Genomic DNA, 24,960 nt, shown 5'->3' on the forward strand with positions numbered 1-24,960 from the left:
CAGTGGCGTGAGCTCTACTGCGAGGGTAGTGCACCACGGTGCGCGAGCCCATCCTGCAAACAGGCTAGTGCAGACGCGGCAAGACTGATTCAGGATTGAAACGCCCGGGGCGTGCCTGTTCGCTGGCGTGGACCGGCCGCCCCCCTCAACGCCGCTGCGCCAGCCAGATCCCCGCCGCGATCGCGGCCAGTCCCACGGCGTGGTACCAGCGGGGCCAGTCGCCCAGCAGCAGCGTGGACAGCAGGGCGGCGAACACCGGCGTCAGGGTGATAAAGAACACCGGCAACTGCGCGCCCGCGCGGGCGATGGCGCGGTCCCAGGCAAAGTAGGCGAGCAGCGAGGGAATGGTCGCTACATAGAGCAGGATGGCGGCGACCTTGCCGTTCCATTGCAGCGGCTGGTCCAGCGTCATCAGCTCCCATGCCGTCACGGGAGCGCTTGCCAGTACGCCGGTGACGATCTGCGCGAACAGCAGCACCGGCAGCGGCATGGCGGGGCGCTGCTTGCGCAGCAGCCAGGTATAGCCGCTCCAGGCGATGGTGGCGGCCAGCATGAACAGGTCGCCGGCAACCAGGTCCAGCTGGGCGAGCCGGCCCAGCTCGCCGCGTACCAGGACGAAGGTCACGCCGACCATGCACAGCAGCGCCCCGGCGACATGCCATGGCTTCACCCGTTCGCCAAAACAGATCGCGCCGATCACGATCAGAAACAGCGGCGTGGATGCGCCGATCAGCGTCACGTTGATCGGGGTCGAGGTGGTCAGCGCCAGGTACTGCAGGGCGTTATAGCTGGCGATCGAAAGCACGCCCAGGGCGGTGATCACGCCGGCGTGCCGGCGCAGTGCCGCGCGGTGCTCGATCACGCCGCGCCAGGCAAAGGGTGCCAGCAGCAGCCCTGCCAGCACCCAGCGCACAGAGTTCAGGGTGATGGGCGGCACAGTGCCGGCGGCCAGGCGGCCGACGATGGCATTGCCGGCCCAGCTCAGTGGCGGGAAGGTAAGCAGGAACAGCGTTGTCCAGTCGATGCGTCCAGTGGTGTTGCTGCTTGCGGGCATGGGAGGGAGGTGCTTGCAAATAGCGCATTATCCGCCATATGCGGCGCCGGGGCGCCGGGCGCCAAGGGTCAGGCAGCCGGGCAGGGGCCAGCAAGCAAGGAAGCGCACGAGGAAATCGGGCGGCGAATCAGCCCGCCCGTCGCAGGGGAATCGTCATGGCCTTGCGCAGGCCATGACCGCTGTCACATGTCAGGCGTCCCGAGCGCCCGGCTGATGCGCAAGGCGGCCAGCGTGCCGATCACGCCAGACAGCAGGTAGAGGCTGACCGCCGCCAGGCCGAACAGCGAAGACAGGCCCAGCGCCACCAGCGGCGCAAAGGCGGCGCCGAACAGCCAGCCGAAGTCGGTGGTCAGCGCGGCGCCGGTGTAGCGGAAGCGGCGTTCGAAGTTCGACGTCACCACGCCCGCAGCCTGTCCGTACGACAGGCCCAGCAAGCCGAAGCCGACCAGGATGAAGATGTCCTGGCCGGTCGCGCCGCCACCGAGCAGCCACGGCGTTGCCAGGCTGAAGATGCCGATCAGCACGGCCATTGCCGACAGCGTGGTGCGCCGGCCGATGCGGTCCGCGATCCAGCCGGATAGCAGCGTGCCGATGAACGCGATGAAGCCGCCCACGATCTGCACGGCCAGCACGTCGGAGATGCTCTGGGTGCGGTGCAGGATTACCCAGGAGAGCGGGAACACCGTGACCAGGTGGAACAGCGCATAGCTGGCCAGCGCAGCAAAGGCCCCCAGGAAGATGTTGAAGCCTTGCGCGTTCACCATCTGCAAGGTGCTGATCGGCTCCAGCTCGTCTTCCTCGAGCAGCTGCGTGTACTCATGGGTCACCACCAGGCGCAGCCGTGCAAACAGTGCCACGACGTTGATGGCGAAGGCCACGTAGAACGGATAGCGCCAGCCCCACTCGATGAACTCAGGCGGGGTCAGGCTGGCATGCAGGAACAGGTACAGCGAACTGGCGACGATAAACCCGGTGGGTGCGCCGAGCTGGCCCACCATCGCATACCAGCCGCGCTTGTCCTCCGGCGTGTTGAGCGCCAGCAGCGACGGCAGCCCGTCCCACGACCCGCCGAACGCAATGCCCTGCAGGAAGCGGAACAGCGCCAGCAGGTAGATCGACGCGGCCCCGATCGAGGCGTAGGACGGCAGGAACGCAATCCCCACCGTGGCCGTGCCGAGCAGGAACAGCGACGCCGTCAGCTTGATGCCGCGGCCCCAGCGCCGCTGGATGCGCATGAACAGCGCGGTGCCGAACGGGCGTCCGATAAACGCAAACGAGAAGATCGTGAAACTGAAGAGCAACCCCGCCAGCTCGCTCGCAAACGGGAAGTAGACCGCCGGGAAGACAAGCACGGAGGCGATGCCGTACACGAAGAAGTCGAAGTACTCGGAGGCCCGACCGATCACCACCCCGGTGGCGATCTCGGCAGGCGCCACCTGGTGGTGGCCGGGTGCCGGAGGTGCAGTCGGCGATGCGCGATGCTGGTGGGTGAGGCTGGCCATCGTCAAGTCTCCTTCTGGCAGGAGTGCGTCGATACTGCACATGGAGCCGACCCCATTCCGATGAAATTGGCTCTTAAGTCTCGCACTGACAAGAATAGCGCCTAAACTGCCTTAGAAAAACGAAAGGTGAGTTCGCCGGCAGTTTGCCGATATTCCTCAGACGCCACTTCCGAGACTATGGGCCGCTTCGACTCTGTAGTGCCGCCAAGACGTGTGCAGGGAAGACTACTGCTGCGATGCGCCGCCGCAGTCATGCTGGCGTGCCTGGCCGGTTGTAACGCAGTGCTGCTTGCGCCATCCGGCGACATGGCCCTGCGCCAGCGCGACCTGATCATCATCGCCACCTGCCTGATGTTGCTGATCATCGTTCCGGTGATCATCCTCACGCTGCTGTTTGCGTGGCGCTATCGGGAAAGCGCGACCGACGCGCCCTACAACCCCGACTGGGATCATTCCACGGTGCTCGAGCTGGCGATCTGGGCCGCGCCGCTGCTGATCATCATCGCGCTGGGCGCCGTGACCTGGGTCAGCACCCACCAGCTCGATCCGTACCGGCCGCTGACGCGGATCGACGCAGGCCGGCCGGTTCCGGCGGACGTGAAGCCGCTGACGGTGGAGGTGGTGGCAATGGACTGGAAGTGGCTGTTCCTGTATCCCGAGCAGGGCATCGCCACCGTCAACGAGCTGGCGGCGCCGGTCGACCGGCCCATCGCTTTCCGCATCACCGCCACCTCGGTGATGAACGCATTCTTCGTCCCGTCGCTGGCGGGCATGGTCTACGCCATGCCCGGCATGGAAACCAAGCTGCATGCCGTGATCAACAAGTCCGGCGTGTATGAAGGCTTCTCCGCCAACTACAGCGGTGCGGGCTTCTCCCACATGCGTTTCAAGTTCCATGGGCTGTCCAACCAGGACTTCGAGCGCTGGATCCAGCAGGTCAAGTCATCGGGCCATGGCCTGTCCACGGATATGTACCTCAAGCTCGCGCAGCCCAGCGAGCGCGACGCGGTGCAACGCTATGCCAGCGTGGCGCCAGGCCTCTACGACCTGATCCTGAACCGTTGTGTGGGCGGCGGGCGGTGCATGGCAGACACCATGGCGCTTGACCGCAGCCGCGGCAAATTCGACCCGTTCGCCGGCATCTGCACGGCGCGCAACACCGCGGCCACAGCGCCCGTGTTCGCGTCGGAGTCCGCGCGCAATGACGGCCGGGTGCTGCTGCAGTAGGGTGCGGATCCGGATCTTCCCTCGCGGTACTGGCCAGCCCCATCGGCCATGGTTGGTTAATTCAGGCCCCAGGTGACAAACATGCCCGAGCGCTCGGAACTCGCCAATTTGATCTTCGGCCGGCTTTCGTGGGAGGCCCTCCCGCTGCACGATCCCATCCTGCTCGGCACCTTCATCGTGGTGGTGATCGGCGGGGGCGCAATCGTCGCGGCGCTCACCTACTATCGCCTCTGGGGCTACCTGTGGCGGGAATGGTTCACCAGCATCGACCACAAGAAGATCGGCATCATGTATGTGATCCTGGGCATCGTGATGCTGCTGCGGGGCTTTGCCGATGCGATCATGATGCGCATCCAGCAGGCCATCGCGTTCGGCGACAACCTTGGCTACCTGCCGCCGCACCACTACGACCAGATCTTTACCGCCCACGGCGTGATCATGATCTTCTTCGTGGCCATGCCGCTGGTCACGGGGTTGATGAACTTCGTCATGCCGCTGCAGATCGGCGCGCGCGACGTGGCCTTCCCGTTCCTGAACAACTTCAGCTTCTGGATGACCACGGGCGGTGCCATCCTGGTCATGATGTCGCTGTTCGTGGGCGAGTTCGCGCGCACCGGCTGGCTGGCCTATCCGCCGTTGTCCGGCATCATCCACAGCCCTGACGTCGGCGTCGACTACTACATCTGGGCGCTGCAGGTGGCCGGGGTAGGGACGCTGCTATCCGGGATCAACCTGCTGGTGACCATCGTCAAGATGCGGGCGCCCGGCATGACGCTGATGCGCATGCCGATCTTCACCTGGACCGCGCTGTGCACCAACGTGCTGATCATCGCCGCGTTCCCGGTGCTGACCGCGGCGCTGGCGCTGCTTGCGCTGGACCGCTACGTCGGCACCAACTTCTTCACCACCGAGCTGGGCGGCAGCGCCATGATGTACGTGAACCTGATCTGGATATGGGGCCATCCGGAGGTGTACATCCTCGTGCTGCCCGTGTTCGGGGTGTTCTCGGAAGTGGTCGCCACGTTCTGCCGCAAGCGCCTGTTCGGGTACGCGTCGATGGTCTACGCCACGGTGGTGATCACCGTGCTGTCGTACCTGGTCTGGTTGCACCATTTCTTCACGATGGGATCGGGTGCCAGCGTCAATTCGTTCTTCGGCATCACCACCATGATCATATCGATCCCCACCGGTGCCAAGATCTTCAACTGGCTGTTCACGATGTACCACGGCAAGATCCGCTTCGAGCCCCCCATGCTCTGGACCATCGGCTTCATGGTCACGTTCGTGATCGGCGGCATGACCGGCGTGCTGCTGGCGGTGCCGCCGGCTGACTTCTCCTTGCACAACAGCCTGTTCCTGATCGCGCATTTCCACAACGTGATCATCGGCGGTGTGCTGTTCGGCCTGATGGCAGGCATTACTTACTGGTTCCCGAAGGCATTCGGCTATCGCCTGGTCTCGTCCTGGGGCAAGGCATCGTTCTGGTTCTGGCTGGTCGGCTTCTACTTTGCGTTCATGCCGCTGTACTGGCTGGGGCTGCATGGCGTGACCCGGCGCATGAGCCATTTCGAGGACGCAACCCACCAGGTCTGGTTCCAGCTGGCTGCGTTCGGCGCCTTGCTGATCGCCATCGGCATTGCCTGCTTCCTGGTCCAGCTGGTGGTCAGCTTCATCCACCGCGAGGCGCTGCGCGACCTGACCGGCGATCCGTGGAACGGCCGCACGCTCGAATGGTCGACGTCGTCCCCGCCGCCGCAGTACAACTTCGCCTTTACGCCGGTGGTGCACGACACCGACGCCTGGTGGCACATGAAGCAGAACGGCTACGCGCGGCCACAGCAGGGCTTTATTCCGATCCACATGCCGAAGAACACCGCGGCCGGGATCGTGCTCGCGGGACTGTCCACGCTCTGCGGTTTCGCGTTGATCTGGCACATCTGGTGGCTGGCGGCGGCATCGTTCGCGGCAACGATCATCGGCGCGATCATCCATACGTTCAACTACCAGCGCGACTATTACCTCCCGGCGGACCTGGTGGTCCAGACCGAAGCGGCGCGCACACAGCGGATGGCTGGCCATGGCTGACACGACCTTTCCCAACCATGTGAGCGGCACCGGCACCGCGGACGCGGCCCCGCCGGGGGGCTACCAGTTCTACCTGCCCGATGACCATCACCCGCAGAACGGGACGCTGCTGGGGTTCTGGCTTTACCTGATGAGCGACTGCCTGATATTCGCGTGCCTGTTCGCCGCGTATGGCGTGCTGGGCCGGGAGTATGCGGGGGGACCGAGCGGGGCAGAGCTGTTCGAGCTGCCGCTGGTGGCACTGAACACCTCGTTCCTGCTGTTGTCGTCGATTACCTACGGCTTTGCCATGCTGCAGATGCAGCAGAACCGCATCGCCGGAACCCAGATCTGGCTGGCCATCACGGGGGTCTTCGGCGCGGGGTTCCTGGCGGTCGAGCTTTATGAGTTCGCGCACCTGATCAATGAGGGCGCAGGGCCGCAGCGCAGCGCGTTCCTGACCTCGTTCTTCGCGCTGGTCGGCACCCACGGGCTGCACGTCACGTGCGGCATCATCTGGCTGGTCGTGCTGATGACCCAGGTGGCGCAGCACGGGCTGATCACGGCCAACAAGCGCAGGCTGATGTGCCTGTCGATGTTCTGGCACTTTCTCGACGTCGTCTGGATCGGCGTCTTTACCTTCGTCTACCTGATGGGAGCGTTGCCATGAGCGCGCACGACGAAACGCTGGACAGCCACGGGCATGACGAGGAAGTGGGGCCGCACGCCACGCTGGGCGGCTACCTGACGGGCTTCGTGCTGTCCGTCTTCCTGACCGCGATCCCGTTCTGGCTGGTCATGGGAAAGGTGTTCGACAAGTCGTCCACCACCGCCATCGTCATCCTGCTGATCGGCGCCGTGCAGATCGTGGTGCACATGATCTACTTCCTGCACATGAACGCGCGGTCGGAGGGCGGCTGGAACATGCTGTCGCTGATGTTCACGCTGGTGCTGGTGGTGATCACGCTGACGGGTTCGCTCTGGGTCATGTTCCACCTGAACAGCAACATGATGCCGACCATGCAGCACGAGCGCACCACCGACGCCGGCACTGCGATCGTGCCGCCCAGGACCAAGTAGGAACAGGCTCACGGAGGCGGGAATCGGATCCCGTCTCATTCCCGTTCACGGAGCCTGGCATGCGCGCAACGCGCCTTGTCGCGGCCCTGTGCCTGGCGCTGCTTTCCGTGCCGGCTTGCGCGCAGCGGCTGGCCGTGGAGGTCGAGAATTTCAGCACGCCAGGCCCATGCGCGGAAGAAGACAATGTCTCGTTCGCCCTGTCCGCCGCCGCGGTTGGCAGCTTCCGCATCCAGGCATTGCATCCCCCCTACGTCAACGCCATCCGCATTGACAGCTCCGCGCCGGATTTCTCCGGGTGCAACTTCGGCAAGACGCCTCACCCGACTGATCCCCGCCATGTCTTCGTGCCGCGCACGGTCACCCTTTACGACGGCAGGAATATTGCCATTGTCGGCATCACGTTCGCCAGCTTCTGGCGGCCACATCGGGTGCCGGTCACGGTAGCGGGCAGGGCCGATGCCGGTTTTCACCTGATCCAGGTGTTCCGGAAATCCGGCCGGACCCGTGCCGAGGTCCTGGTGCTCTATCCCGCCGATGGCTACTGGCGGGCGAAACCGTTGCCGGCCCGTCATCTGGGTGTCAATGCCTATGGCTCTTCGTTCCTGCTGGGGCCGATAGAGCAGGAAGGGCGCCCGGTGGTCAACATCGCTCGGATAGAAATCGAGCCGCAGCCCTTGGCTTTCAGGCTGCATTTCACTGGCGGAGGCCAGGCAACGGTCACCATCACTGAAATCAGCGACATGCGTACTGCGCTCGATGTCCGGTTCCTGCCGGCCTATGACGCCAAGCGCCCGTTCGCGATGCTGCGCTCCATGTACGTTGCCGACGACAACGCAGACGCGAGCGAGGTCACCTGGACGACCGGGCCGGCTGGTGAGGCCATCAGGAAGCCGGTGATGGCAGTCACTTCAATGCAGGCGACCGCGGTGCGATTCGGCCGTACGGTCCGGTCGCGTCACAACACCAGCGCCCCCGATCTTTTGTTCGATGCCTTCGAGGCGCCCGCGACGGAGGGCACGGCGCCAACGGGCAAGAAGCCGGACTGAATCGATTCCCGGCAACCTCACGACCAGCCAAATATATTCATGTCGACAATAAAAATTTCGACTGCTATGATTTGCGCACGATAGCCTGAGCCGGTAGCAATTGCTTGCCGCACAGTGGTGGGGCTGGCAGCACTTTTCAGGCTGGGAAATAGTCGAGAGAACATGGGGACGACGATGTCATCACTGAACAAGCTGCTCGCCATCACATTGTGCGCGGAGGCAATCATTGCCCTGTGCGCGCCAGGGCCGCTGCAGGCACAGGAAGCCTGGCCCGCACGCCCGATTCAAATGATCGTTCCGTCGTCTCCCGGCTCGGGAACCGACGCGCTGGCGCGGGCCATGGCGCAGCGCCTTTCCGAATCGCTGAAGCAGGCCGTGGTCGTGGAGAACCGGCCGGGCGGCAGCGGCGTGATCGGGACCAATGCCGTTCTCAAGGCGGCGCCGGACGGCTACACGATTCTCTACACGACGGCATCCAACATGGTGGTTGCGCCTGCCGTCATGAAGTCCATATCCCAGGAGGCAAGAAAGAGCCTCATGCCGATCGCGCAGACAGCCGCGGGTGGGGTGTTGCTGCTGGTGAGCCCGGATCTGCCGGTGCACGACTTGCCAGGACTCATCGAGCTGGTGAAGGCGAATCCGGACAAGTACAGCTATGGCAGCTGGGCCACCGGCTCGTCCGCGCACTTGACCATGGAATGGCTGAAGAAGCAGACCGGCATGAAGACCGAGCACGTCGCATATCGGACAACAAGTCAACTGCTCACCGAGCTTTCCTCAGGGGTGCTGAATATCGGCTGGACCGATCCCAGCGTGGCGGTTCCGTTCCTGCGTTCCGGGAAGGTGCGTGGCATTGCCATCGTCGGCAACGTGCGCTCGCCACAGCTTGCCGACGTCAAGACCATGAGTGAACAGGGCTACAAGTTCAACACGGTGGGATGGTTCGGCATGTTCGCCCCGGCCGGAACCAGTCCGGCGATCGTGAAGCGGCTGTCCGATGAGGCCAACAAGGTGCAGGCATTGCCGGAGATCGCGGCGCTGATGAAGAAACTGAACTTCGAGCCGCCGCCGGTAAAGACCTCCGCGCAGCTGGGCGAGATCGTCCGGAGCGATCTGCAAGTCTGGTCGAGGATCGCCAACGACGCAGGGATCAGGGTCGACGAATAAGGCTGGCGCCCCGTCATTGCGGCCTGCCCAGCGGCCCATTGCCCGCCATGATGGCAGCCGGCCGTCAACGATCCAGTGCGCCTGCACCAGCGAATCCTTGTCATAAGAAGGAAAGTCCAAGGCGTGCCAGGTAAAGCGGAACGTTGCGCCCTGCCAGATGATTCGATCGTCGCGAAACACACTCGGACATCAACCCATCCACTGCATCACCAAACCGGTTTGTCCTTCGGCGAGCTCAAGCGGCGATCCGCAGGTGAACGGTCATATTCGATAGAGAACAGGAGACGGCATGGCGAAAATCGTTAAGTTCCATGAAACCGGCGGACCCGACGTCCTTCGTCTTGAGGACGGCAGCGTTGGCGAGCCCGGAGCGGGGGAGGTCCGCGTTCGCCACGTGGCGGCAGGCCTGAACTTTGCCGATACCTACTTCCGCAGCGGCACGTACAAGGTGCCGCTGCCCAGCGGCATCGGCAACGAGGCCGCTGGCGTGATCGAGGCCGTCGGCGCCGGCGTCACCCATCTGGCGGTCGGCGACCGTGTGACCTATACGGGCTTCACCAACACGCTGGGCGCCTACAGCACGGAGCGGCTGATCTGTGCCGATCCGCTGATCAGGCTGCCGCAGGCAATCAGTTGCGAAGTCGCGGCGGCCATGACCATGCGCGGCTTGTCGGCGGCCTACCTGATGCGCCGGATCTACCCCTTCAAGGCGGGCGACTCCATCCTGCTGCATGCCGCGGCAGGTGGTGTTGGCCTGATTGTTTCGCAGTGGGCCAAATTGTTGGGGCTGACGGTGATCGGCACGGTTTCCACCGATGCCAAGGCCGAAGTGGCGCGCGCCCACGGCTGTGACCACACCATCAACTACAGCCATGAGGACGTGGCCGGGCGCGTGCGGGAACTGACCGACGGCGTGGGCGTGAACGTGGTCTTCGATAGCGTGGGCAAGGACACCTTCATGTCCTCGCTGGACTCCCTCAAGCGCCGCGGCCTGCTGGTGTGCGTGGGTTTCGCCTCCGGCCCGGTCACCGGGTTCGATCCGGCAATCCTGGCCCGCAAAGGCTCGGCCTTCCTGACGCGCCCGGGCCTGGCCGACTATATCGCCGATCCTGCCGAAAAGGCGGAACTGGTCGGCGAGCTGTTCGGCCACGTGGCGGCTGGCCGCATCCGCATCGGGATCAATCAGCGCTATGCCCTGGAGGATGCCGTGCAGGCACACCGGGACCTGGAGTCGCGGAAGACCACCGGCTCGTCCATTTTCGTGATTTGACGGCACGAAGCAGCCGTCTCATCCAGTTCGACCTTCTCAAGATTCACATCTCAACCCGGAGATCCATCAACATGAACTTCCTTGACGGCCACCTGTATCCCGAGAACCAGCAGCCTCTGATCATCACCGCCGCTCCCTATGCGCCGGGCTGGATCCCGTCAGACTTCCCGGAAGATATCCCTGTCACCATGGCGGACCAGATCCAGAAGGCGGTGGATTGCTACGAAGCCGGTGCGAGAGTGCTGCATCTGCACGTGCGCGAAGAGGACGGCAAGGGCAGCAAGCGCCTGTCCAAGTTCAATGAGCTGATCGCCGGCGTGCGCAAGGCCTGTCCGGAAATGGTCATCCAGGTGGGCGGCTCTATCAGCTTCGCGCCTGAAGAGGGCCAAGGCGCCAAATGGCTTAGCGATGACACGCGGCATATGCTGGCCGAACTCGATCCTAAGCCCGACCAGGTGACGGTGACCGTCAACACCTCGCAGATGAATGTGACGGAGCATGCCGGTGTGGATGATTTCAAGGGACTGTCGCGAGGGTTCGCGCACCTCTACGATACCTACAAGGACATGGTCGTGCCCTCGAATCCCAGCTGGTTCGAGGAGCACGTTCGGCGTCTGACAGCCGCGGGGATCCAGAGTGAGTTTCAATGCTACAACATCAACAGCTTTGAAACGATTGAGCGGATGATCCGCCGCGGCGTCTACAAGGGCCCGCTGGTGATGAACTGGGTGGCGATCAGCGGCGGCATGGATCAGGCGAACATCTACAACCTGGCAAACATCCTGCGCGCTGTGCCGGACGGAGCCGTGGTAACGGTGGAGAGTTCGGTGCTGAATGTGCTTCCCATCAACATGATTGGCATGGCCTTGGGCCTGCATGTGCGGTGTGGCATCGAGGACGTGCTCTGGAACCAGACCCGCACGGGAAAGATGAGCACCGTCGAGCAGATCAAGCAACTGGTGCGTATCGCCGGCGAATTTGGCCGCCCCATCGCGACGGCGCAGCAGACCCGCGAGATCTTGCAGCTTGGGGTCTTCTACGACACGGTGGAAGAGACGCTTCAGAAGAATGGCTTCGCACCCAATCGTAACGGTGGCCACCAGGGCTTCCTGCGCAAGGCCGAATGCATGTAAAGAGCCCTTGGGGGAACTGACGGCCGGGCATCCCGGACCCAACATGTGATGGCGAAGGCGGGACCCGCGACGGTATGCGGCCCGTTCTTTCGCCTTGCTGCCGTGGACCCTCGAGACCTCAATTGCCGTGTGGCCGATACCGCGAGCAGGGTTTTCCCTCTGTTTGCGCGAATCGACAACAACTTGGCGTGATCGGTCAAGCCGGTTGACGCAGGGCGATCCGAGAATGGAGAAAAGACGGCAATCAAGAGGTACAGACATGAGGAAGCGAACCAATAATCTATGGTGGCGCGGATACGCCTTGGCGATCGGAGTTGGTGTCGTCGGTGGAGTGCCCGTGGCCCAGGCCCAGGAGGATTGGCCAAGCAAGCCGATCCGCCTGGTGGTGGCGGGGCCTGCCGGCGGCAGCGCCGACGCCTTGGCGCGGCTGCTGGCGGAAGGCCTGCAGAAGGCATGGAGCAAGCCGGTTATCGTGGAAAACAAGCCTGGTGCCGCCGGCGCGCTGGCGATCACCGATTTGCAGGTCACCGGCAAGGACGGTCATACCCTTCTGGTCATCCAGGGCGGCGTCGTCAGCGAAGCGCCGTTGGCCTACAAGGTCCATTACAAGCCCTTTGCCGACCTGAAGCCCCTGGCCCAGGTCAGCCGCACGGGGTTGGTGCTGGTTGCCAACAAGGATGTGCCGGTCTCTAACCTGAAGCAGTTGGTGGACTACGGCAAATCGCAGAAGGACGGCCTGGTTTTCGCTTCCTACGCTGCGGGATTGAGGGGCCACACCTCCGGCATACTGCTCGGCCAACTCACCCAGGTGCAAATGCGGCATGTTGGCTACAAGGGCTCTCCTCCGGCATTGAACGACCTGATGGGCGGCCATGTGCCGCTGATGTTCGATGGGGTGACTACCTCAATGCCGCTGATCAAGGCGGGGAAGATCAGAGCGATTGCCGTGGCCTATCCGAGCCGGATTGCCGGATTGGCGGATGTGCCGACGTTCAAGGAGCTCGGTTACCCGCAGCTGGCGCAAGCAGGCTGGTTCGCCGTGTGGTCGCGCCCGGATGTCGCTCCGGCGGTCCAGCAAAAAATCCGCGAGGCGACGCTGGCGTATTTCAAGCAGCCCGCAGTGCAGAACCGCGTCAGGGATATGGGCATGGAGCAGGGGAATGCCGCCACCTCGGAAGAGATGATGGCGGACCTGAAGCAGGCATACCAGCAACAGGCCGCGCTGCTGAAGTCCATCAACTACCAGCCGGAATAATACGGCAGTCACCCGGCCGCGCAACTGGGCTGGGTGACTACCGTTGCGGCATGCCCGACCGGTCATGTCGATCTTTCAGTAAGGCGCGTCACCGATAATGGCGGTGCGCTCCATCTTCCGGTGGCACGGGGGGTAATCCATCACTGCGTAGTGCTGGGTCGAACGGTTGTCCCAGAACGCAACACTGTTTTTCTTCCAGCGAAAACGCACCTGGTACTCGGGGATGGTGGCCTGGCTGACCAGGTAGCTAAGCAGATTTGCGGCACCCGGGGCCTTGTCGATGCCGAAGCGCACGTTGGCCGGCACGTTGTAGTTGGTGAAGTGCGTGGTAAAGCTTCCATTGACGAACAGCAGTTTCTCTCCGGTTTCGGGATGGGTGCGCACCACCGGGTGCTCGGCGTCCGGGTACTGGGCCTTCAGCGCAAGACGCTTTTCGATCGGCATGGCGGCACCGAAGCTCGCCTCGATGCCGTGGCGCGCGCGCAATGTGGCGATCTTCGTCTTGATATCCTCGGGCAACTGGTTGTACGCCTCGACCATGTTGACCCACATCGTGTCTCCGCCCACGGGCGGGCACTCGATACAGCGCAGCACGCAGCCTAGCGGTGGCTTCTCGCGCCAGGTGGCATCGGTATGCCAGGAATTTTCGTTGCGGTCGGGAGGACTGTCCGGGGTTTTGTAGATCTGGACCAGCCCCGGGTAATCGGGATGGCTGCCTACCACCGGATGGTCCTCCAGCTCGCCGAAGCGGCGCGCAAAAGCCACGTGCTGCGCGCGCGTGATGTCCTGGTCGCGGAAGAACAGCACGCGATGTCTGAGGAGCAGGGCGCGGATTTCCGCCATCAGCTGGTCGTCTTCGGCTGCCGCGCCGAGGTTGACGTTGCTGAGCTCAGCACCGATCGTGCAGGTGACTGGCTCGACCTGGATCGAATTGCCCAGAGAGGTTGCGCGGACCACGGCGGGTGCCGCTTTGAGGCGTTGGATCATGAACGTTGTCTCCGATTTTTCGAACAGGCCGATCGATTCCTGCGAGTCTGGATCCAGCGGGTTTCTCCCGCTTGACACTACATGACCGGGATTTATCATTTCATGTCAATGTTCTACTCTGCTCGCCAATGTCGTCACTTGTCCGCGCTGCGGCCCTCACCAACTACAGCGAGGTCGCCCGAGCCGCCGGACTGGACCCGGTGCGGATGCTCCTTGATGCGGGGTTGAGTCCGGGCGTGCTGCGCGAGCCGGACCTCATGATTCCGGTTGAGCGTGTCGGGCGACTGCTGCAGGCGTCGGCAACCATGTCAGGCAACGAGAGTTTCGGACTGTGCATGGCCGAGTCGCGCCTGTTGTCCAATCTTGGGGCCGTAGGATTGCTGATCCGCGACCAGGCGACGCTGCGCGACTCGCTTCGCATGCTGATGCGCTATCAGGCGTTGCTCAACGGTGCGCTGTCGCTGGCGGTAGAGGAGTGCGGCGAACTGGTCATTATTCGCGAGGCGGTCATCGCTGGCAGCGCGCATCAGCCCACGCGCCAAAGGGTTGAACTGGCGCTGGGGGTAATGGTGCGGCTGATACGCCAGCTTCTCAAGCCCGACTGGGAGCCGCGGCGCGTATGCTTCGAGCACCCGGCGCCGCGCGACCTTGGTACGCACCAACGGTTTTTTGGCCCTTGCGTCGAGTTCGACTATGACTTCAACTGCATCATCTGCGCGAAGGCCGATCTCGATGCACGCAACCCGTCCGCCGATCCGGCCATGGCGCGCTACGCGCAGCAGCTGATCGACGCGTCTGTCATGTCGCAGCACGCGACCATGCTTGAGGACGTGCGGCGCATTGTCCTGCTGCTGTTGCCCAGCGGACGTTGCAGCATCGAGCAAGTGGCGGATCATCTGGGCGTGGTGTGCCGCACGGTCCAGCGCAGGCTGGCGGACGAGGGACAAAGCTTCTCGTCGATCGTCAACGACATCCGCACGGAGCTTGCCGCGCGTCATGTCATCGAGAGCGATCGTCCGTTGACCGAGGTGGCGACCCTGCTCGGCTTTTCCGCGCCGAGCGGATTCTCGCGCTGGTATCACGCGCAATTTGGTTGCAGCCCCAAGGAGAGCCGGTCCACGCGCGGCGCAGTGCGCCGAAAGACGACTGCCTAGCCTGCACCGACCGCGATGCCACCCTCGGCCATCCGCCCGATACGCCACGTAAGGTAAGATCTTGGGCGCTGCGAGCGGTGCAGCGCCGATCGAGGGCAACACCCGACCGGTTCCCCAATAATCGGAAGGACTTACCCCTCATGGGCAGACTCAAGACTACCAACACGCCAGAACTGCAGTCGCTGCTTGCGCCGCAAACACCGCAGAATCCGGTCACGCTGGCGGTCGAGCAGGCGCTTATGCATGGACGCGACTGGTCGGCATCCGTCGCTGACCAGATTGCGGTGCGGCTGGCGGGACTGATTACGATCGACGTGATCCACGCAGGCCAACGGCTGCTTGAGAAAGACATCAGCGAGGTCCTGGAGGTCAGCCGCGCTCCTGTGCGCGAGGCCTTGCGCATCCTGGAGCGGGAGCGGCTGGTCGAGTTCCGCGCGCGGCGCGGCGCCATTGTCACCGAGCCCAATGCCCAGGACCTGCGGGATATCTACGTGGTGCGGGACGCACTGTTTGCGATTCTGCTCAGGCAGCTGATGGAAGAGCGCGCGGACGCGCTTGATGCGTTATTCGAGCAATTCATGCCGCGGCTCGGCAAGGCCGTCGAGGAATCGGTGGACGCCTATATCAGCGTGACCTTCCTGGCGAACATGGCCATGGCAGACCTGTCGAGCAACCGGCTGGTCGGGGAGCTGCTGAATTCCATCTCGCTGCGGGTCCTGCGCTATGTGCGACTGGGGCTCGCATCCCGTCCCGGGTCGCTGGAGAATTCCTTCAAGACCTGGCGTGCCCTGCAGCGCGCCGTGACCAGGCGGGACATCGATGCGGTGCTGGAGACCGCGCACAAGCGCATCGGAAACTCCCGCGAAGCCGCCATCCGTGCCCTGGCATCCGGCGTCCGGAAAGGCAAGGCCGGCGCTGCCGGCAACGACGCTGTGCCAGCCGGCGCTTTCTGAGTCCGCGCGGGCGGGACTGCCCGCTTTGGCTCTCCGGTCAGGGGACCCGCGCCCGGCTGGCGAATGCATTCCATTCCCGGAAGACCGTGTCCAGGCACGATGCCGAATCGCAGCGGTCCCGCTTCTTGCGGAATGCTGCAATGTCGGCGTCGGTGATTGCCCGCGCCTTGAGCAGGCGCTGCTGGTCGGCATAGATGCGCTGGTAGCCCATGGAAAACAGCGCGGATTCGCAGATCAGGCGCTGCGCCTGCGTAGCGCTGGCGGCGGTGGCGGACGGATCGCAGTCGATGTCGGTGGCATGCGCGGTGCTCAGGAACATGAGGCTTGCGGATGCCAGGGTGTGGAGGGCGATGCGGACAATGCGGGTCATGACAGGTCGGGGGCAGGGCTGACGCTCGACGCAAAGGCGCCGCGTCAGGCGAATAGTAGCGCGCCCCGGTAGCGGGCCGGCAGGTTCACTGCATGCCGGCCCGCTTCGCCGCGCTTAGCGGAACACGCTGACCGCCTCCACCAGCCGTGTTGCCTGCTGCTTCAGGCTTTCCGCCGCGGCCGCGCTCTGCTCGACCAGCGCGGCGTTCTGCTGGGTGATGTTGTCAAGGTCGCTGACCGCGCCCCCTACCTGGGATATGCCGCTGCTTTGCTCGGTGGTGGCGGCGCTGATCTCGGCGATCAGGTCGGATACGCGCTTGACCTGCGAGACGATGTCGTCCATGGTCTTGCCGGCTTCGTCGACCAGCTTGGCGCCGGACGCGACGTTGTGGACGCTGACATCGATCAGTCCCTTGATTTCCTTGGCGGCGTTGGCGCTGCGCTGCGCCAGGCTGCGTACCTCGCCCGCCACCACGGCAAAGCCGCGGCCCTGTTCGCCGGCGCGGGCGGCTTCCACCGCCGCATTGAGCGCCAGGATATTGGTCTGGAAGGCAATGCCATCGATCACGCCGATGATATCGGCGATGCGCCTGGAGCTCTCGGTGATCTCGTTCATGGTGTTGACGACCTCCGACACCGCCTGCCCGCCGCGCTCCGCGGCGACGCTGGCGGAGCCGGACAGCTTGTTGGCTTGCGCCGCGGTTTCCGCGTTGCTCTGCACCGTGGACGTCATCTGCGCCATCGACGCGGATGTTTCCTGCACGCTGGACGCCGCCTGTTCGGTGCGCGCGCTCAGGTCGATATTGCCGCGCGCGATTTCATTGCTGGCGGTCTGGACATTGACGACCTGGCCGCTGACGTCGTCGATCAGCCAGCGGAACATCAGGCCGAGCTGGCTGATCGTGCGCAGCGTCATGCCGATCTCGTCGACCCGGTTCATGTGCACGGCCTTCTGGCTTTCGCCGGACGCCACGCGCAGCGCCTGCTGCAGGACCTGTTCCAGCGGGGTGGTGATCTGCCGTTGCAGCCACCAGGATGCCAGCAACGTGGCAAGCGCCATGACCCCTGCAAAACCTGGCAGTGCCATGCCGGAAAGGCCCATGCCCCAGGCGCCGATGATACTGACGGGGAGCAGGGCGGCCAGCGCCAGCCGCACACGCCAGCGTACCGGCATGGTCTGGAACAGCGAGGTAAAGGCCATCAGGCCCGTGCGCACGATCAGTCCCTTGTGGAATTTCCGGCTGCCGGCCTGGCCCTCGCGGAAATCGCGATACAGCTTTTCCGCGGCCGCTATCTCCTCGCGTGTTGCCTTGGTGCGCACCGACATGTAGCCGGCGGGCCGGCCGTTGCGCACCACGGGCGTGGCATTGGCGCGGACCCAGTAATGGTCGCCGTTCTTGCGGCGGTTCTTGACCAGCGCGGTCCATGGCTCTCCGCCCTTGAGGGTGGCCCACATGTCGGCAAAGGCTTCAGCGGGCATGTCGGGATGGCGCACCAGGTTGTGCGGCTGCCCCTGGATTTCTTCCCGCGTGAATCCGCTGACCTCGACAAACGCGGCGTTGGCGTAGGTGATGTAGCTCTGCGTGTCGGTGGTCGACATCAGCGTGGCGTTGTCCGGGAAATCAAACTCGCGCTGGGTGACGGGCTGGTTGTCGCGCACGGCATTCCTCCTCATTCTCGATGGGCAGGGGGCGCATGCCTTGTTTGCTTTGCATGGATTCCGGCGCGCCACGGCTGCCGGTCCGCGCCCCCTTCTCCCCGCCATGTCGGCCGCAGTTCCCTGGCGCTGATCCCCTCTTCCGTAGGGGAGGGGTTGAATACACTCAAACGAGTGAGGGCGACACCGTGGCGCAGGGCGTGGGTGTGGATCTGGCGTGCCTGGCTTGCTACATCCGGAATACCACCCCCAGCCAGAAGCTGCGCGGCGCGCCCGGTGCCACGAACAGCGCGCTGGCGGCATCCCCCGGTGCCACATGCGGGCGCACCAGGCTGCCGCCGGGGAACACATCGTTCGCGATCTGTCCGTAGGTCTCGTAGCGCCGGTCAAAGACATTGGCCACGGGCGCATAGATCTCAAACCGCTGGTTCACCTTGTACGCCGCGCGCAGGTTCAGGGTGGCGTAGCCGGGCACATGCCAGTCGGCGGTCTTCGGCGGCGCGCCCGGCTGCGGGTCGCTGCGCAGGCCGTCTTCGTTGCCGCTGGAGACGGTGCCTGACACCGCCACCAGGTCGGCGCCAAGCGTCAGGCCGGCCAGTGCCTGCCAGTCGAGGCCCAGCTTGAGCGTATGGCGGGGCAGGCCCGCCATGCGCATGCCGGGCCGGATGTCGATGGTGCGTTCGCCGGCGGCAAGCTGGCCGGCGGCCTGGTAGGTGGCGTGCAGATAGCTGTAGGCAAGCCGCAGCGTGACATCGCCCACGCGCTGGCGGCCGCTGAGGTCCAGGCCCTGGTTGCGGGTGCGGTCGAAGTTGGCGAAGTAGCCGAGCTGGGTGTTCGGCGCGCGCAGGAAGAGGATGTCGTCGTGATTGTCGACGCGGTAGATCGACGCGGTGACTTCGGTGTCCTTGCCGCGGTGCCAGCGCACGCCTGCTTCATAGGAGTGCGAGACCACCTGCTTCAGGTAGGGGTCGGCCTGCAGGCCGGCCGGCAGGCGGCAGGGCCGCGTCGGGTCGGCGCAGCCGAGTTCGAGGACGGTCGGCACACGGTTGTTCTGGGCGTAGCCTCCGAACACGGTGACGCCGCCGCCCAGCTTCTGCGAGAGCCCCAGCGCCGGGTTGAGGCGGCGGTAGGTAAAGCTCTCGCGCGGCTGTTCGCTGCCGTCGCTGTTGCGCAGGGTGTTGCTTACCGCGACGTGGTTCCACCTGGCCGAGGCGGTCAGGAAGGTGCTGGGGGTCAGCGACCAGGTGTCGGACAGGTACAGGCCGAGCATGCGCGAGCTGCCGCCGACGCCGGAGAACAGGGCGTTGGGCGCGTCCGGGTCGGCCACGGCGCCGCGGTCGTCGGTGAAGGTGCCGGGCTGCGCGTACTGCGAATAGGTCAGGCGGCTGCGGTCCAGGGTCAGGCCGGCGTTGAGCAGGTGGCGGTCGGTCTCCCTGGCCATGCTCAGCGCCATGCCGACGGTCTGCTGCCACATATGGGTGGTGTTGATCACGGCGGGATGCAGCGCGGCGCCTTCGGCCCGGGTCATGCCGCAGTCGGCGCCGAGCGGGCTGCCGTCGGGCGCAAAGCCGTCCTCGCAGTCTTCGGCATAGGCCTCGTAGGCGGGGTTGACATCGCCGTTGGTGGTGTCGCGGCGGCTGGTGCGCACGTAGGCCAGCGCGGCGGCGCTGGTCTTGTCGTCGAACCAGTGGCGACCGTTGACGGCGACCTGGGTCACCTGGTTGCGGGTCTGGTCGGGGTAGGTGTACACGGCGTGGCGATTGCCCTGGTAGAGGTCTGGCAGCGTGCCGTTGCCGCTGGCGTGGAAGCTGGGCACCAGCCCGTTGCCGGTCAGCGTGCTGCGGCCATGCAGCACTGACACGTCCAAGCTGTCAGTGTCGCCCGCATAGCCAGCCTTGGCGAAGACGTTGCCAAGCCGGCCGCCCGACTGGTCGCGCCAGCCATGCTCCTGGAACAGGGTGCCGGCCGCGAATGCGTGCCAGCCGCTGTCGCTGCGCACGCCGCCGGACAGGTCGGCGCGCTTGCGGGCACCGCTGCTGTAGGACAGGTCGGCCGTGAAGCCGGGTGCGTCCAGCCCGGAGCGAGTGGTAATGGCCAGCGCCCCGCCCAGGGTATTGAGGCCGTAGGCCGGGTTGGCGCTGGACACCAGCGACACGCTCGCCAGCGCGGCTTCCGGGATCATGTCCCAGCTGACCACGTCGCCGAAGGGCTCGTTGACGCGGATGCCGTCCAGGTAGACCGACAGGCCCTGCGGCACGCCCGCAATGGACGAGGCGCGGAAGCCGCGGTAGGTGATGTCGGTCTGGAACGGGCTGCCCTGGATGTCGTTGACGTTGACGCCGGCCAGGTTGCGGGACAGGTACTCGGCCAGGTTGCCGGCGCGCGACCGGTCCAGGTCGTCGCCGCGCACGGTCTGCACGGTGTAGGGCACCAGGTCGCTGTCGACGCCGATGCCTGGCAGCGGCGCGGCGGCCACCACCAGGACTTCCGGCAGCATGGCGCTGTCCTGGTTTGGGACAGCGGTGTCCTGCTGCGCAACAGCGGGCCGCTGGGCCATCAGGGCGACCGCCATGGCAATCGCGGTGGCGGCGCCGCGGCTGCTCCTGCGGCGGCAAGCCACGGTCTCGCGCGGCGCGTGCCCTGGCGGTGCGGGGCGCGGGTTGGCTGGCATGGTTCCGTCTCCTCGGATAAGCGGCGCGATACCTGCATTGGGTAGCGCCTGCCCGGAGCTGAGCAGGTTTCGTACCGTGCATCGGGAGTCCGGCACTTGCGCGGTGAGCGGCCCGGGAACGCGCTGGCCGAACCCTCCTTGCGCCGACGCCTGTCACAAAACAGGACAGCTGCGGACACAGGCAGCGGACCGGTGCTCAACCATGGGACAGTCGTTCGCGGCGCACCGCACAAGGCACGGCCTGGCCGCAGCGTCCGGCAGAGCGTCCGGCGCGGCCAGGCAACGGCTGGCATGGAGCGCGGCCCGATGCTGCGCTGCACATGGTATCGGCCTTGCTCTGTTCACCTGCATCAACACTCTGTGGTGCTTAGCCATGTTCCGCCGCCTTGGTCGCTGCCTTGCCTGCCTGCTGTTGCCGTGCCTCGGCCTGGTCCATGCGGGCGACGCGCTGGCCGAGGGCGCGCACGGGTATCCGTCGCGGCCGATCACGCTGGTGGTGCCATGGCCAGCGGGCGGCGCCACCGATATCTCCATGCGCATCCTGGCGGAGCTGGCCGGGCGCGAGCTGGGGCAGCCGGTCGTGGTGGAGAACCGGCCGGGCGCCGGCGGCACGCTGGTGGGCGGCTTGCTTGCCGCGGCGCGCCCGGACGGCTACACCATCGGCCAGCTGCCGCTGACGGTGTATCGCTTCCCGCATCAGCAGAAGACCGCCTGGCAGCCGCTGCGCGACATCCAGCCGGTGCTGATGATCTCGGGCTATACCTTCGGCATCGTGGTGCCCGCAGACAGCCCGTTGCGCTCGCTGCGCGACCTGGTCGCCTGGGGCCGCGCGCATCCGGGCGAGCTGACCGTGGGTTCCACCGGCATCGGCACCACCGCCCATCTGGCGATGGAGGACGTGCTCGGGCGCAGCGGCGTGCGCTATATCCACGTGCCGTATCACGGCACCGCTGACCAGATGCTGGCGGTGGCCAACGGTTCGCTGATGGCGGGGGTCAATTCCACCGGCTTCGCGCCCTTCGTCGAGACCGGCAAGCTGCGCCTGCTGGCCGTGTTCAGCGCGCAGCGCTCACCGCGCTGGCCCGAGGTGCCGACGGTAAGCGAGCTGGGCTTTGCCGATGCGGTCCATCACTCGCCCTACGGCATCGGCGTGCCGCGCGGCACCGATCCGGCCATCGTCCGCCGCCTGCATGACGCATTCCGCGCCGCGATGCAGCAGCCGCGCCACCTTGCGGAACTGGCCAGGTACGACCAGGAGCTGACCTACCTGGATACCGCGCAATACGATGCCTTCCTGCGCCATGCGTGGGAGACCGAGCGGACCTTTGCCGAGCGCGTGGGCACCGCGTGGCCCAGGGGGCAGCTGTGATGGCCATGCAAGCGCCGCTGGCGCTGTGCTGCGACGCCGTGCGCAAGGCCTTCGGCAGCCGCGCGGCCCTGGACGGGGTCTCGCTCAGCGTGCGGCGCGGCGAGTTCGTGGCACTGCTCGGGCCCAACGGGGCGGGCAAGACCACGCTGTTCCAGATCCTCAGCGGCCTGTTCGTGGCGGATGCCGGGCAGGTCACGGTCATGGGCAGCGACATGCGGCGCGATCCGGTGCGCGCGCTGGCGCGGCTGGGCATCGTGTTCCAGCAGCCGGCCATCGACCTGGACCTGCCGGTGCTGGCCAACCTGCGCTTTCACGCGGACCTGCACGGGCTGCCGCGCGGCGTGGCGGCGCAGCGCATCGCCCGGCTGCTCGATGACTTCGGGCTGGCGGCGCGTGCGCGCGCACCGGTGCGCGAGCTTTCGGGCGGCAACCGGCGCAAGGTGGAACTGGCGCGCGCGCTGCTGCATGAACCGGCCATGCTGCTGCTGGACGAGCCCACGGTGGGGCTGGACCCGGCCGCGCGCGCGCAACTGGTGGCCGATGCCCGGCGCCTGACGGCGCGGGCGCAGGCCGGCGTGCTGTGGGCCACCCACCTGGTGCAGGAGGTGGAGCACGCCGACCGCGTGATCGTGCTGGACCGCGGCATGGTGCGTTTCGACGGCACCCCGGCCGCACTGCGCGGCGCCGCGGCGTGCGACACCCTGGAGGGCGCTTTCCTGGCCATGACGCCGCAGGCCCCTGTCACTGACCCGGCCGTGAGGCGCGTACCCGCATGAACAAGATGCCATCTCCCCGCTGGTTTGCCGGCGCCTTGCTGCTGGTCACGACGCTGCTGGTTGCCGCCGGCCTGGCCGAAGGCGCGCAGGGCGGGGCCGCGCGACCCGTCGGCCAGGCTAGCAACCAGGTCTTTGTCTCGAGCGAGAAGGACGATGCCCTCGCCGTCTTCGATGCCCGCAGCCGGCAGCTGGTCGCGGTATGGCGGCAGTGCAAGCGGCCGCGCCACCTGCAGCTGTCGCCCGACCGCACGCGCCTGTACGTGGCCTGCAGCGACGACAACCGGGTGGATGTGGTCGATGTGGCCAGCCGCAAGACCGTGGCATCGCTGCCGGTGGGGGACGATCCGGAGTTGTTCGATCTCAGCCAGGACGGCCGCACGCTCTATGTCTCGAATGAAGAAGACGGGTTGCTGTCGGCCTACGACACGGCGTCGGGCAAGCGCGTGTTCGCGGTCAGGGTGGGCGAGGAGCCGGAGGGCGTCAAGGTCAGCGCCGACGGCAGGCATGTGTACGTGACCTCGGAGGTGGCCAACCTGGTCCATGTCATCGACGTCGCCGCGCGCAAGGTGATCCGCAATATCCAGGTCGGCAACCGGCCGCGGCGGCTGCTGCTGGTGCGCGACGGCAAGGAGCTGTGGGTGTCCAACGAGCTCTCCGCCAGCGTCAGCGTGATCCGTACCGATACCTTCGAGGTGGCCCAGACCATCGCCTTCGCGCCGCGGGGCTTTCGCGCCGAGGACGTGACCCCGGTGGGCATGGCGGCCAGCGGCGACGGCACGCGCGCCTATATCGGGCTGGGCCGCGCCAACCATGTCGCGGTGGTCGAGGTGGCGTCGCGCCGGGTGCATGACTATGTGCTGGTCGGCCGCCGCGCCTGGGGGCTGGCGCTGAGCCGCGACAACGCACTGCTTTATGTCGCCAACGGCCTGTCCGACGATGTCAGCGTGGTGGACACCGCCAGCCGCAAGGCGGTGGCCACGCTCAAGGCGGGCCGGGTGCCGCATTCGGTGGCGATCGATGACTGAGCGCTCGCGTGCGTGGTGGCAGTGGTGGCGTGCCGGGCTGGGCGCCATGGCGCTGGCGTGGCTGCCTGCCGCGGTGCACGCTGCCGAGGTGCGCGTGGCGGTCGTGTCGCAGGCCGACGACGCGCGCTATGCGCCCCGGCGCCTGGCGCAGCGCTATCCCGGCCAGCCGCAGGGCCGTGCGCTCGACGGCGCCCAGGTGGCGGCCGCCGAAGCGCGCGTGGCGCTCGAGGCCGCGGGCCAGTCGCTCAGGCTGGAAGCACAGGAAGCCCGCACTGAAGCCGAGGTGGCCCCGCTGGTCGCTGCGCTGGCGCGGCAGGGCACGCGCTATATCCTGCTGGACCTGCCGTCGGCATCGGTCAGGGCAGCCACGGGTGCGGTCAAGCCGGGCGAGGCCTTGTTGTTCAACGTGTCGGCCGATGACGACGCGTTGCGCGGCGCCGGCTGCGCGCCGGTGCTGCTGCACACGCTGCCCAGCCTGCGCATGCGCGCGGATGCGCTGATGCAGTACCTGGTATTGCGCAAATGGCGCCGTGCCCTGCTGCTGAGCGGCCCGTCCGCGGCCGATGCGGCGCAGCGCGACGCGCTGGTGACGTCGGCGCGGCGCTTTGGCATTGCCTGGTCGGCGCAACGCGCCTTCAGGCTGTCCAACGACCCGCGTGAGCGCGACCAGGCCAACCTCGGCCTGCTGACCGGCGGCGTGGACTATGACGTGGTGGTGGTGGCCGATGCCGACGGCGAGTTCGCGCGCGGCGTGCCCTACGCCACGCTGCTGCCGCGCCCGGTGGTGGGCGCCAGCGGGCTGGGCGCGCAGGCGTGGCACTGGGCCTGGGAGCGCAATGGCGGGCCGCAGCTCAACCGGCGCTTCATGCGCGCGGCGGGCCGTCCGATGACCGGCTACGACTGGGCTGCCTGGGTGGCGGTCAAGGCCATCGCCGAGAGCGTGGCGCGCCTGCCCGGGGCCGGGTTTGCCGGACAGGCGCAAGCGCTTGCCGCCGGGCAGGTGGTGGTGGACGGCTTCAAGGGGCCGCCACTGTCGTTCCGCCGCTGGGACCGCCAGCTGCGCCAGCCGGTGTTGCTGGCCCACCCTGACGGCGTGGCCGGCATGGCCCCGGTGGACGGCGTGCTGCATCCGAAGAACAACCTCGACACCCTGGGCGCCGATGAAGCCGACACGGCGTGCCGGGCCCCATCCGCGTAGCGC

The 24,960-nt window shown here is 66.0% G+C and carries 21 protein-coding genes; 15 read left to right on the forward strand and 6 right to left on the reverse strand.

Annotated elements, in window-relative coordinates; all coding sequences use genetic code 11:
- Nucleotides 1-145: 145 nt before the first annotated feature.
- Complete coding sequence (locus AC3WLF_RS24145) at nucleotides 146-1,054, reverse strand: DMT family transporter (RefSeq protein WP_492351723.1); 909 nt, start codon at nucleotides 1,052-1,054, stop codon at nucleotides 146-148.
- Between the two features lie 182 nt (nucleotides 1,055-1,236).
- Entirely contained in the window at nucleotides 1,237-2,556 is a 1,320-nt protein-coding gene (locus tag AC3WLF_RS24150; RefSeq protein ID WP_492318630.1) for an MFS transporter, read from the reverse strand.
- 177 nt (nucleotides 2,557-2,733) lie between these two features.
- Between AC3WLF_RS24150 and cyoA the strand changes: the two genes are divergently transcribed.
- The 9 genes from cyoA to AC3WLF_RS24195 all read left to right on the forward strand — a co-directional run bounded on the left by cyoA (nucleotide 2,734) and on the right by AC3WLF_RS24195 (nucleotide 12,798).
- The gene (gene cyoA / locus AC3WLF_RS24155) at nucleotides 2,734-3,783 is read left to right on the forward strand and encodes a ubiquinol oxidase subunit II (protein WP_492318629.1); all 1,050 of its coding nucleotides are present in this window, start codon (nucleotides 2,734-2,736) and stop codon (nucleotides 3,781-3,783) included.
- An 81-nt stretch (nucleotides 3,784-3,864) separates the two neighbouring features.
- The gene (cyoB, locus tag AC3WLF_RS24160; protein WP_492318628.1) at nucleotides 3,865-5,868 is read left to right on the forward strand and encodes a cytochrome o ubiquinol oxidase subunit I; all 2,004 of its coding nucleotides are present in this window, start codon (nucleotides 3,865-3,867) and stop codon (nucleotides 5,866-5,868) included.
- The gene (gene cyoC / locus AC3WLF_RS24165; protein ID WP_492318627.1) at nucleotides 5,861-6,517 is read left to right on the forward strand and encodes a cytochrome o ubiquinol oxidase subunit III; all 657 of its coding nucleotides are present in this window, start codon (nucleotides 5,861-5,863) and stop codon (nucleotides 6,515-6,517) included. The genes cyoB and cyoC overlap by 8 nt, the downstream gene beginning before the upstream one ends.
- On the forward strand, nucleotides 6,514-6,927 hold the full coding sequence (gene cyoD / locus AC3WLF_RS24170; protein WP_492358931.1) for a cytochrome o ubiquinol oxidase subunit IV: 414 nt from the start codon (nucleotides 6,514-6,516) through the stop codon (nucleotides 6,925-6,927). Before cyoC ends, cyoD begins: the two co-directional genes overlap by 4 nt.
- A gap of 59 nt (nucleotides 6,928-6,986) precedes the next feature.
- Nucleotides 6,987-7,973 (forward strand): hypothetical protein, encoded by a 987-nt coding sequence (locus AC3WLF_RS24175; protein ID WP_492356179.1) that lies wholly within the window; start codon nucleotides 6,987-6,989, stop codon nucleotides 7,971-7,973.
- A gap of 174 nt (nucleotides 7,974-8,147) precedes the next feature.
- The gene (locus tag AC3WLF_RS24180; RefSeq protein ID WP_492318625.1) at nucleotides 8,148-9,140 is read left to right on the forward strand and encodes a Bug family tripartite tricarboxylate transporter substrate binding protein; all 993 of its coding nucleotides are present in this window, start codon (nucleotides 8,148-8,150) and stop codon (nucleotides 9,138-9,140) included.
- A gap of 289 nt (nucleotides 9,141-9,429) precedes the next feature.
- Nucleotides 9,430-10,410 carry a quinone oxidoreductase family protein gene (locus tag AC3WLF_RS24185; protein WP_492358932.1) on the forward strand — a complete coding sequence of 327 codons (981 nt, stop codon included), beginning with the start codon at nucleotides 9,430-9,432 and terminating at the stop codon, nucleotides 10,408-10,410.
- Between the two features lie 71 nt (nucleotides 10,411-10,481).
- Nucleotides 10,482-11,543 (forward strand): beta-keto acid cleavage family enzyme, encoded by a 1,062-nt coding sequence (locus AC3WLF_RS24190; RefSeq protein ID WP_010809758.1) that lies wholly within the window; start codon nucleotides 10,482-10,484, stop codon nucleotides 11,541-11,543.
- Nucleotides 11,544-11,802: 259 nt separating this feature from the next.
- Entirely contained in the window at nucleotides 11,803-12,798 is a 996-nt protein-coding gene (locus AC3WLF_RS24195; protein ID WP_492356181.1) for a Bug family tripartite tricarboxylate transporter substrate binding protein, read from the forward strand.
- Between the two features lie 75 nt (nucleotides 12,799-12,873).
- Here AC3WLF_RS24195 and AC3WLF_RS24200 read toward each other — a convergent pair whose 3' ends face one another.
- On the reverse strand, nucleotides 12,874-13,785 hold the full coding sequence (locus tag AC3WLF_RS24200; RefSeq protein WP_492318622.1) for a TauD/TfdA dioxygenase family protein: 912 nt from the start codon (nucleotides 13,783-13,785) through the stop codon (nucleotides 12,874-12,876).
- Between the two features lie 128 nt (nucleotides 13,786-13,913).
- Between AC3WLF_RS24200 and AC3WLF_RS24205 the strand changes: the two genes are divergently transcribed.
- Together AC3WLF_RS24205 and AC3WLF_RS24210 are read left to right on the forward strand one after the other, a co-directional pair.
- On the forward strand, nucleotides 13,914-14,939 hold the full coding sequence (locus tag AC3WLF_RS24205) for an AraC family transcriptional regulator (protein ID WP_492318621.1): 1,026 nt from the start codon (nucleotides 13,914-13,916) through the stop codon (nucleotides 14,937-14,939).
- Between the two features lie 239 nt (nucleotides 14,940-15,178).
- Nucleotides 15,179-15,892, forward strand: a complete 714-nt coding sequence (locus AC3WLF_RS24210) for a GntR family transcriptional regulator (protein WP_492344827.1) — start codon at nucleotides 15,179-15,181, stop codon at nucleotides 15,890-15,892.
- A gap of 37 nt (nucleotides 15,893-15,929) precedes the next feature.
- Here the strand turns inward: AC3WLF_RS24210 and AC3WLF_RS24215 are convergent, their stop codons facing one another.
- The 3 genes from AC3WLF_RS24215 to AC3WLF_RS24225 form a co-directional block, all read right to left on the reverse strand.
- Nucleotides 15,930-16,262 carry a hypothetical protein gene (locus tag AC3WLF_RS24215; RefSeq protein WP_492356183.1) on the reverse strand — a complete coding sequence of 111 codons (333 nt, stop codon included), beginning with the start codon at nucleotides 16,260-16,262 and terminating at the stop codon, nucleotides 15,930-15,932.
- Between the two features lie 114 nt (nucleotides 16,263-16,376).
- On the reverse strand, nucleotides 16,377-17,921 hold the full coding sequence (locus AC3WLF_RS24220) for a methyl-accepting chemotaxis protein (RefSeq protein ID WP_492297108.1): 1,545 nt from the start codon (nucleotides 17,919-17,921) through the stop codon (nucleotides 16,377-16,379).
- Between the two features lie 226 nt (nucleotides 17,922-18,147).
- The gene (locus AC3WLF_RS24225; RefSeq protein WP_492358933.1) at nucleotides 18,148-20,589 is read right to left on the reverse strand and encodes a TonB-dependent receptor; all 2,442 of its coding nucleotides are present in this window, start codon (nucleotides 20,587-20,589) and stop codon (nucleotides 18,148-18,150) included.
- Nucleotides 20,590-20,962: 373 nt separating this feature from the next.
- Between AC3WLF_RS24225 and AC3WLF_RS24230 the strand changes: the two genes are divergently transcribed.
- Genes AC3WLF_RS24230 through AC3WLF_RS24245 form a run of 4 tightly spaced genes read left to right on the forward strand, consistent with a single transcriptional unit; the run spans nucleotide 20,963 to nucleotide 24,957 of the window.
- Entirely contained in the window at nucleotides 20,963-21,958 is a 996-nt protein-coding gene (locus AC3WLF_RS24230; protein WP_492358934.1) for a tripartite tricarboxylate transporter substrate binding protein, read from the forward strand.
- Complete coding sequence (locus AC3WLF_RS24235) at nucleotides 21,958-22,734, forward strand: ABC transporter ATP-binding protein (RefSeq protein ID WP_492356187.1); 777 nt, start codon at nucleotides 21,958-21,960, stop codon at nucleotides 22,732-22,734. Before AC3WLF_RS24230 ends, AC3WLF_RS24235 begins: the two co-directional genes overlap by 1 nt.
- Nucleotides 22,731-23,759, forward strand: a complete 1,029-nt coding sequence (locus AC3WLF_RS24240; protein WP_492351730.1) for a PQQ-dependent catabolism-associated beta-propeller protein — start codon at nucleotides 22,731-22,733, stop codon at nucleotides 23,757-23,759. Before AC3WLF_RS24235 ends, AC3WLF_RS24240 begins: the two co-directional genes overlap by 4 nt.
- Entirely contained in the window at nucleotides 23,752-24,957 is a 1,206-nt protein-coding gene (locus AC3WLF_RS24245) for a type 1 periplasmic-binding domain-containing protein (protein WP_492318614.1), read from the forward strand. The genes AC3WLF_RS24240 and AC3WLF_RS24245 overlap by 8 nt, the downstream gene beginning before the upstream one ends.
- The last annotated feature ends 3 nt before the right edge of the window (nucleotides 24,958-24,960 follow it).

It is taken from the genome of Cupriavidus sp. FW306-01-F10A (assembly GCF_058782785.1).

Excerpts from the sequence above, each read along its gene's own strand:
- AC3WLF_RS24145 (WP_492351723.1), bottom strand. The coding sequence starts at position 1,054 with ATGCCCGCAAGCAGCAACACCACTGGACGCATCGACTGGACAACGCTG.
- AC3WLF_RS24150 (WP_492318630.1), bottom strand. The coding sequence starts at position 2,556 with ATGGCCAGCCTCACCCACCAGCATCGCGCATCGCCGACTGCACCTCCG.
- cyoA (WP_492318629.1), top strand. The coding sequence starts at position 2,734 with ATGGGCCGCTTCGACTCTGTAGTGCCGCCAAGACGTGTGCAGGGAAGA.
- cyoB (WP_492318628.1), top strand. The coding sequence starts at position 3,865 with ATGCCCGAGCGCTCGGAACTCGCCAATTTGATCTTCGGCCGGCTTTCG.
- cyoC (WP_492318627.1), top strand. The coding sequence starts at position 5,861 with ATGGCTGACACGACCTTTCCCAACCATGTGAGCGGCACCGGCACCGCG.
- cyoD (WP_492358931.1), top strand. The coding sequence starts at position 6,514 with ATGAGCGCGCACGACGAAACGCTGGACAGCCACGGGCATGACGAGGAA.
- AC3WLF_RS24175 (WP_492356179.1), top strand. The coding sequence starts at position 6,987 with ATGCGCGCAACGCGCCTTGTCGCGGCCCTGTGCCTGGCGCTGCTTTCC.
- AC3WLF_RS24180 (WP_492318625.1), top strand. The coding sequence starts at position 8,148 with ATGTCATCACTGAACAAGCTGCTCGCCATCACATTGTGCGCGGAGGCA.
- AC3WLF_RS24185 (WP_492358932.1), top strand. The coding sequence starts at position 9,430 with ATGGCGAAAATCGTTAAGTTCCATGAAACCGGCGGACCCGACGTCCTT.
- AC3WLF_RS24190 (WP_010809758.1), top strand. The coding sequence starts at position 10,482 with ATGAACTTCCTTGACGGCCACCTGTATCCCGAGAACCAGCAGCCTCTG.
- AC3WLF_RS24195 (WP_492356181.1), top strand. The coding sequence starts at position 11,803 with ATGAGGAAGCGAACCAATAATCTATGGTGGCGCGGATACGCCTTGGCG.
- AC3WLF_RS24200 (WP_492318622.1), bottom strand. The coding sequence starts at position 13,785 with ATGATCCAACGCCTCAAAGCGGCACCCGCCGTGGTCCGCGCAACCTCT.
- AC3WLF_RS24205 (WP_492318621.1), top strand. The coding sequence starts at position 13,914 with ATGTCGTCACTTGTCCGCGCTGCGGCCCTCACCAACTACAGCGAGGTC.
- AC3WLF_RS24210 (WP_492344827.1), top strand. The coding sequence starts at position 15,179 with ATGCATGGACGCGACTGGTCGGCATCCGTCGCTGACCAGATTGCGGTG.
- AC3WLF_RS24215 (WP_492356183.1), bottom strand. The coding sequence starts at position 16,262 with ATGACCCGCATTGTCCGCATCGCCCTCCACACCCTGGCATCCGCAAGC.
- AC3WLF_RS24225 (WP_492358933.1), bottom strand. The coding sequence starts at position 20,589 with ATGCCAGCCAACCCGCGCCCCGCACCGCCAGGGCACGCGCCGCGCGAG.
- AC3WLF_RS24230 (WP_492358934.1), top strand. The coding sequence starts at position 20,963 with ATGTTCCGCCGCCTTGGTCGCTGCCTTGCCTGCCTGCTGTTGCCGTGC.
- AC3WLF_RS24235 (WP_492356187.1), top strand. The coding sequence starts at position 21,958 with ATGGCCATGCAAGCGCCGCTGGCGCTGTGCTGCGACGCCGTGCGCAAG.
- AC3WLF_RS24240 (WP_492351730.1), top strand. The coding sequence starts at position 22,731 with ATGAACAAGATGCCATCTCCCCGCTGGTTTGCCGGCGCCTTGCTGCTG.
- AC3WLF_RS24245 (WP_492318614.1), top strand. The coding sequence starts at position 23,752 with ATGACTGAGCGCTCGCGTGCGTGGTGGCAGTGGTGGCGTGCCGGGCTG.